We start from the raw sequence: 6,961 nt of genomic DNA on the forward strand, positions 1-6,961 counted from the left end.
GGCCTGTTGTTTGTAAAGAAAGGGGTTGTGCGTGGCAGTTACGGTCACAATGAAGGAATTGCTCGAAGCCGGTGTGCATTTCGGGCATCAGGTGCGGCGATGGAACCCGAAGATGAAGGAATACATCTTCGGTGAGCGAAACGGCATATACATTATTGACCTCCAGAAAACGCAACGGCTGCTCCGCGAAGCCGTGCGTTTTATTGCGCAGACCGCCGCCGAAGGTGGGACGGTGCTTTTTGTTGGGACGAAGCGGCAGGCTCAAGACTCAATTGCAGAGGAAGCCACTCGGTGTGGGATGCCCTATGTCAACCAACGCTGGCTTGGCGGTTTGCTCACCAACTTTCAAACCATCCAGCGTTCCATGAAGCGGATGCGCGACTTGGAAGCCATGCGTACGGATGGTCGGTACCAATCCCTGACCAAGAAGGAGATTCTCCGTATCGAGAAGGAGTACGCCAAACTCCAGCGGAACTTCTCAGGCATTCGGGCAATGAGCCGTTTGCCGAATGCACTGTTCGTCATTGACACTAAGAAGGAAGAAATCGCTATTGCCGAGGCGAACCGCCTGCGCATTCCGGTGGTGGCTTTGGTAGATACGAACTGCTCCCCGCTGGGGGTTGACTACGTGATTCCGGGCAACGACGATGCCCTGCGGTCGGTGCGCCTCATCAGCGCCAAGATCGCTGACGCCGTGATTGAAGGACGTTCGATGGGGATTGAAAAAGCCGACGGTGATAAACTTGAAAGCGGTGGAGCAGCGGGAACGAGCCATCCGACATCGGCGGTGGCGACGGCGGCGGAAGCCGTACCGGCCTAGAGATACCTAGAGATAGAGGCTCACACCACAACACACTTTTGTGAAAGGGAAGCTGGCATGGCGGAGATCAGTGCGGCGGCGGTAAAGGCGCTTCGGGAAAAGACCGGCGCTGGCATGATGGAGTGCAAAAAGGCCCTCGAAGAAGCGCACGGGAACGAAGAAAAGGCCATCTTGATTCTGCGTGAGCGGAATCGGCACATCGCCGGTAAAAAAGAGTCACGGGTAGCGGCGGAAGGGTTGGTTGACGCCTACATTCACACCGGCGGACGAATCGGCGTCCTTGTCGAGGTCAACTGCGAGACTGATTTCGTTGCGCGCAGCGACGACTTCAAAGAGTTCGTGCGGGATGTGGCGCTGCAAATCTGCGCCCTGAACGCCGAGTATGTTTCGGCCGATGAGATTCCGGCCGAGATCCTTGAGAAGGAGCGCGAAATTGTGCGGGCGCAAGTGGCGGCCGATCCAAAAACCGCCGGCAAACCGGCTCACATTATTGAGAACATTATTGAAAGCCGCCTTGGAAAGTTCCGCGCCGAGGTGTGTCTCCTAGAACAGCCCTTTGTCAAGGATCAGAGCATGACCATCGGCGAGTTACTCAAACAACTGATCGCCAAAACGGGTGAAAACATTCGCATCCGGCGGTTTGTCCGCTTCAAAATGGGCGAGGGGCTTGAGAAAAAAACCGACGACTTCGCCGGTGAAGTGGCGGCCTTGGCAGCCAAGCAATGACGCGCACGCCCCACGGTTGTGGGGCTTTTTTTTGTATGCCTAAACCACGTACAAGTTCGGCTGGGATATCGGTGGGCGGTTGTTATAGCTTGCCCTGAAGATTCCTTCAAAGAGTTATGGATGTCCTCTCGCCATCATCACGATTGGGGTCATCCGCCACGACCCCAAAGCCGGTCTACAAACGCGCCCTGCTCAAGTTGAGCGGGGAATTTCTTGAAGGTCGGCGTGAGTTTGGGATTGATCCGGCGACAGTACAGGAAGTCGCCGAACAGGTGCGCGATGTTCACCAACTCGGCATTGAGCTGGCCCTAGTAGTCGGCGGCGGCAATATTGTGCGGGGCGCAGAAGCCAGCGCCGCTGGCATAGATCGGGCTTCCGCCGACTACATGGGCATGCTGGCGACCGTCATCAACAGCTTGGCGCTCCAAAACGCGCTCGAACAGCTTGGGTTGGTTACGCGGGTCATTTCAGCTATCGAGATGCGGCAGGTCGCCGAGCCGTTCATCCCACGTCGTGCCGTCCGGCATCTGGAAAAGGGCCGCGTCGTCATTTTCGCCGGTGGGACTGGCAGCCCGTTTTTTACCACCGACAGCGCTGCCGCCCTGCGGGCCTGCGAAATCAAAGCTGATGTCCTGCTGAAGGCGACCAAAGTGGACGGCGTCTATACAGCTGATCCAACTAAGGACGCTAGCGCGCGGCGCTACACCCACGTTACTTACCAGCAGGTGTTGGAGCAGGGGCTGAACATTATGGACGCCTCAGCAATTGCTCTGTGCAAGGACAACGGTTTGCCGATTATCGTCTTCGATCTGCTCACTAAGGGCAACATCTACCGTGTGGTGACTGGTGAACCGATTGGGACGCTGGTGAGCGCAACGCCGCCCTCGGCGGTCGCCTGTGCGTTATAGAAAGGCGGAGTAAAAGACGCCAAAGAACGACTTCCGAACAAGCAAACCTTCGTTAGCGACGAGGAAAATCGCATGACTGTACAAGAGATTTTGAAGGAAACCGTGGCTCGTATGGAGATGACGCTGGAGGACGCGCGTCGTCGGTTTAGTGCGCTGCGCACTGGGCGAGCATCCGTCAGCCTGTTGGATGGCATTCAGGTTGAATCGTACGGTACGCTCATGCCCCTCAATCAAGTCGCCACCATTAGCGCGCCGGAAGCCGCCCTGATCACCGTACAGCCCTGGGATACCTCGCTTCTAGGCGCGATTGAGCGAGCGATTCAGGCGTCTGATCTGGGCATTACGCCGTCCAACGATGGCAAAGTGGTGCGGCTGCCCATTCCGCCCCTGACGGAAGAGCGCCGGAAGCAGTTGGCGCGCACTGTTCGTGATATGGCGGAAGAACACCGGGCAGGTTTGCGCAATATCCGCCGTGACGCCAATGAAGAGGTCAAAAAGCTCCTCAAGGAAAAACTCATTTCGGAGGACGAGCACAAAGCCGCCCTCGACCAAATCCAGAAGCACACCGACACCTTCACCCAGAAACTCAATGACTTAGCCAAGGCTAAGGAGGAAGAGTTAATGCGGGTGTAGCTCCTTCTGGAAAACGCCGGCCGTTACTATCGGCGTTTTTCTGTGGGTGTTTATTGAAAATGAATGTCAAGTTGAATATGAATGCCCTTACAGGCTCTTTAGAGAACGTCGCCCCAAGGCGAAGACGACTTCCTTCGCGCAGGCGCGGCAAGGCTTCCAGGAGTAGAAAGGAATGCACGACATGCACGGCATACGTTACGGCATCCAGTGGTCATATCGGGCGGCGACCCTGCTATGGTCGGCGCTAGCATGCGGCTTACTCTGTGGCGTTATGACCCCAACAACAACGGCTCAGACGGTGGCCTCCGCTGCCGCACCTGTTCTCAACGGCCGCGTCACCACCGTAACGGACGCACCCATCACTGGCGCAACGGTCAGGTTGCGGGGGTTGACCGTTGGCGTCATCCAAACCGTTCAAACGGACGCCGATGGCGCGTTCCGGTTTGAACAACCAACACCAGGTGACTACGAAATCACGGTAACGGCCGACCAGTACCAAGCGGCGACAAAAGTTGTCAAAGTCGGCGGCGAGGTGACAACAGTCACGGTGACGCTGGATGTTGCGCCGCTGGCAGAAAACATCGTCGTCAGTCTCAACAGTATTGTCGGCACAAGCGAGTCGCTGACGCGCATTCCGGGGACGGTAGACATTCTCGACGAGCGCACGCTGCAACTTAGCCGCGTCTTCAACGTCAACGAAGCGCTGCGCAAGCTGCCTGGCATTCACGCCCGCGACGAAGAAGGCTTTGGGCTGCGTCCCAACATCGGCATTCGCGGTCTCAATCCAACGCGCTCCACAAAGGTTCTCTTGCTGGAAGACGGCATACCGCTGGCTTTTGCGCCCTACGGCGACAACGCCTCCTATTATCACCCGCCGATTGAGCGTTTCGAGACGATTGAGGTGGTCAAGGGATCAGGGCAGATTCTCTATGGCCCAGTCACGGTCGGCGGCGTCATCAACTACATCACGCCTAACCCGCCTGACTCGCCAAGCGGCTCACTGCTGCTGGTCGGCGGCAACCGCGATTATTTCAACGGTCTTCTCACCTACGGCTGGAAACTGGGCAACACCGGCTTTTTGCTCGATTTCATGCGCAAGCAGGGCGAGGGCGCGCGCGACAACACCCGCAGCGGCTTGTACGACTTCAACTTCAAGTCGGTCTCAACCTTCGGCGCGCGGCATGTGCTGACCGTGAAGGCGAACTACTACGATGAAAACTCGCGCGTCACCTATTCAGGCTTGCGTGTGGACGAGTATCAAGCCAACCCACGCCAGAACCCATTTCGCAACGATGCGACGGATTTCCGGCGCTTCGGCGCGGCGGCGGTGCACAGCTTTGTGGTCAGTCCGAATTTCCTGCTGACGACGAGCGTGTACGGCACGACGTTCGACCGCGACTGGTGGCGGCAGTCAAGCAACTCTAACCAGCGCCCGAATCGCATCGGCGTCGGCGGCTGCCGGGGCATGATTGACCTCTTCACGAACTGCGGCAACGAAGGTCGGCTGCGCAACTACTACACGTTTGGCGTGACGCCGCAGGCGCGCGCAAGCTTCGGCTTTGGCCGCGTGCGCAACGAGCTTGATTTCGGCTTCCGCTACCATCGGGAAAATCAGGAGCGGCGGCAGGTCAACGGCGCGACACCGACGGCGCGGACGGGCGTGGTCGTCGAAAACAACTTTCGCGGCAACGACGCCTTTTCCGGCTACATCCAGAACCGCTTCATCATTGGTGGTTTGACGATTACACCGGGCGTGCGCGTCGAGCGGGTGTCATTTGTCCGGGCCAATCGGCTGGCCAACAACGGTCTCGGCGCGCGCGGTGAGACTGTGCTGACGCAGGTCGTACCAGGCATTGGCGCGTCCTACAACATCAAGCAGCGGGTGACGGTTTTCGCGGGCATTCACCGGGGTTTTGCGCCGCCACGCACGGAAGACACCATCTCCAACACCGGCGGCGTGGTTGACCTTGACCCGGAACTAAGCTGGAACACGGAGGTCGGCATCCGCAGTGTTCCGGTGCAGGGTGTCCGCTTGGACGCCTCGTACTTCCGTATGAACTTTTCCAATCAAATCGTACCGGCCAGCTTGGCGGGCGGCGTCGGCGCGACCCTCACCAACGGCGGCCGGACGCTCCATCAAGGATTGGAACTCTTTGGGCGTGTGGACAGCGGGACGCTGTTGAAATCGGCGCACAACGTCTTTGCGCGTTTCAACTACACCTTTGTCGGCGACGCCCGCTTTGAAGGACGGCGCTTCAGCAGCGTGGCCGGGTTCACCAACGTTTTGGTGACGGGCAACCGGATTCCCTACACGCCGAAGCACATGTTCACCGGGGCGTTCGGGTACTCGCACACGCGGGGCTTTGATGTCCAGATGGAGGCCGTCCACGTCGGCGAGCAGTTCGGGGACGATCTCAACCTGCGTCCCACGTCGCCGGTCAACCCGGCGGTGTTTGCCAACGGGCAGCTTGGGACGCTGCCGGCCTACACGATTTGGAATGCGACAGCGAACTACCGTGTCGAGCAGTGGCGGACGACATTCTTCATCACGGCGAAGAATCTGACCGACCGGCTTTACATTGCCGACCGAGTGCGCGGGATTTTGCCCGGCCCGCCGCGCTTGGTGCAGGCGGGCTTCCGGTTGAATTTCTGACGCGCTTTCCGAGACGACGCCGCGCCGACGATTGAGGGTCGGCGGGCGTACCGTCTCTTCAGGGCATCGAACGTGAAGGTGCAGGCAAGTTGTGCCGCCCCGCCGGGCTTGCTCCCGGATGGCCGTGACGTAGCGCAGCAATTGAAGCGGCTTCCACGGCCACGGAGTGCTTTTGTGCTCGCAGAGGATGTAGACGAAGGCGGCGTTGCCGGTACGGTCGTGGCGCGGGAGAGGGTGTCGGAGCGGAAAGGCGGTGCAGCGGACTACGCCTCTTTGTCTCCAAACAGCGTCCCCTGCGCCGCTGCCGCGCCAGCTTCCCGCGCCAACCGGACAATCTCAGGAAAACTCTGCACCAACGCATTGTACGCCAACGCCTCGGCCGCCCGCTTCCGCCGTTCGCAAACCGTGTACAGCCGATACGCCAACTCGCGCGCCGTCGCCGCCTCACTCCCTCCTTGGCGACCAGCGCCGCCGCCACCTGCTCGCCGCCGGTTTCCAACACGCGAATCAAATGGTGAGCAACCGCCCAGTGCGTCAGGCGCGCCGCCGTTTCCGGCTTCCACTCAGCCGGCAACTCCGCCGGACGCAACAACCGCACCTGACCGCGCTTTGATTCGAGCAAACCAGCCTCCACCAGTCCCGCCACGCTCGTGTTCTTCGCCTTCGAAAGCGTCTCGGCCGCGCCAAACTCCCCAGCCGCAAAACCGTGCTGCTCAAACCACGCCAGCGCCCACCGCGTCTCCGCGTCAAAGTCCCCTTCCTGCTCGGTCAGCGTTTCGTCCAGCACCTGATTGATGAGCGCCAGCGCCTCGCGCACCGGGACCGGCTTGCCCTCGGCGTCGAGGACCTGCGCGTAGCGCGTATAAACTGCCATACCGGGACCAATCGCCGCCTGCGCCAAATCCACCGGCGCGATGTTCCCTTCTTGCAAGCGCCGTACCGCCGTGGGAAGTTCCGCCTTGAGCGCGGCGACGAACGCGCGCCGCGTCGCCGTCGGCGCGTCCGCCGGACGCTTCCGACACACCAAGACCACACTCGAAGCCAAGGCGTTCGTCTCCCGCCCAACCATCCGATTGCCCAACTCCGTCCGCATCGGCCACGTACCGGTGATGCTGAAACCGGCGCGCATCACCGCGTCAAGAAACGTCTCCCAACCGGTCGAGGCCGGAGCGTGCGCGTGATTCGCTTCGATTTCCTGCTGCTTGTAGGCGTAGTAAATCG

General features: G+C 59.8%; 6 protein-coding genes and 1 pseudogene. 5 read left to right on the forward strand and 2 right to left on the reverse strand.

Annotation, left to right across the window (positions count from 1 at the left end):
* The first annotated feature begins 49 nt into the window (after window positions 1-49).
* The 5 genes from rpsB to NZ585_04215 all read left to right on the forward strand — a co-directional run bounded on the left by rpsB (window position 50) and on the right by NZ585_04215 (window position 5,740).
* Window positions 50-820 carry a 30S ribosomal protein S2 gene (rpsB, locus tag NZ585_04195; protein ID MCS7079237.1) on the forward strand — a complete coding sequence of 257 codons (771 nt, stop codon included), beginning with the start codon at window positions 50-52 and terminating at the stop codon, window positions 818-820.
* Between the two features lie 57 nt (window positions 821-877).
* Window positions 878-1,546, forward strand: coding sequence for a translation elongation factor Ts (tsf, locus tag NZ585_04200; GenBank protein MCS7079238.1), 669 nt, complete (start codon window positions 878-880; stop codon window positions 1,544-1,546).
* A gap of 116 nt (window positions 1,547-1,662) precedes the next feature.
* Entirely contained in the window at window positions 1,663-2,454 is a 792-nt protein-coding gene (pyrH, locus tag NZ585_04205) for a UMP kinase (protein MCS7079239.1), read from the forward strand.
* 72 nt (window positions 2,455-2,526) lie between these two features.
* Entirely contained in the window at window positions 2,527-3,087 is a 561-nt protein-coding gene (gene frr / locus NZ585_04210) for a ribosome recycling factor (GenBank protein ID MCS7079240.1), read from the forward strand.
* A 181-nt stretch (window positions 3,088-3,268) separates the two neighbouring features.
* The gene (locus NZ585_04215) at window positions 3,269-5,740 is read left to right on the forward strand and encodes a TonB-dependent receptor (protein MCS7079241.1); all 2,472 of its coding nucleotides are present in this window, start codon (window positions 3,269-3,271) and stop codon (window positions 5,738-5,740) included.
* 58 nt (window positions 5,741-5,798) lie between these two features.
* Here NZ585_04215 and NZ585_04220 read toward each other — a convergent pair whose 3' ends face one another.
* The gene (locus tag NZ585_04220) at window positions 5,799-6,101 is read right to left on the reverse strand and encodes a hypothetical protein (protein ID MCS7079242.1); all 303 of its coding nucleotides are present in this window, start codon (window positions 6,099-6,101) and stop codon (window positions 5,799-5,801) included.
* A pseudogene (locus NZ585_04225) lies at window positions 6,004-6,961 on the reverse strand (hypothetical protein). The gene NZ585_04220 and the pseudogene NZ585_04225 overlap by 98 nt, the downstream one beginning before the upstream one ends.

This window comes from Chloracidobacterium sp., from assembly GCA_025057975.1.
Taxonomy (GTDB): domain Bacteria; phylum Acidobacteriota; class Blastocatellia; order Chloracidobacteriales; family Chloracidobacteriaceae; genus Chloracidobacterium.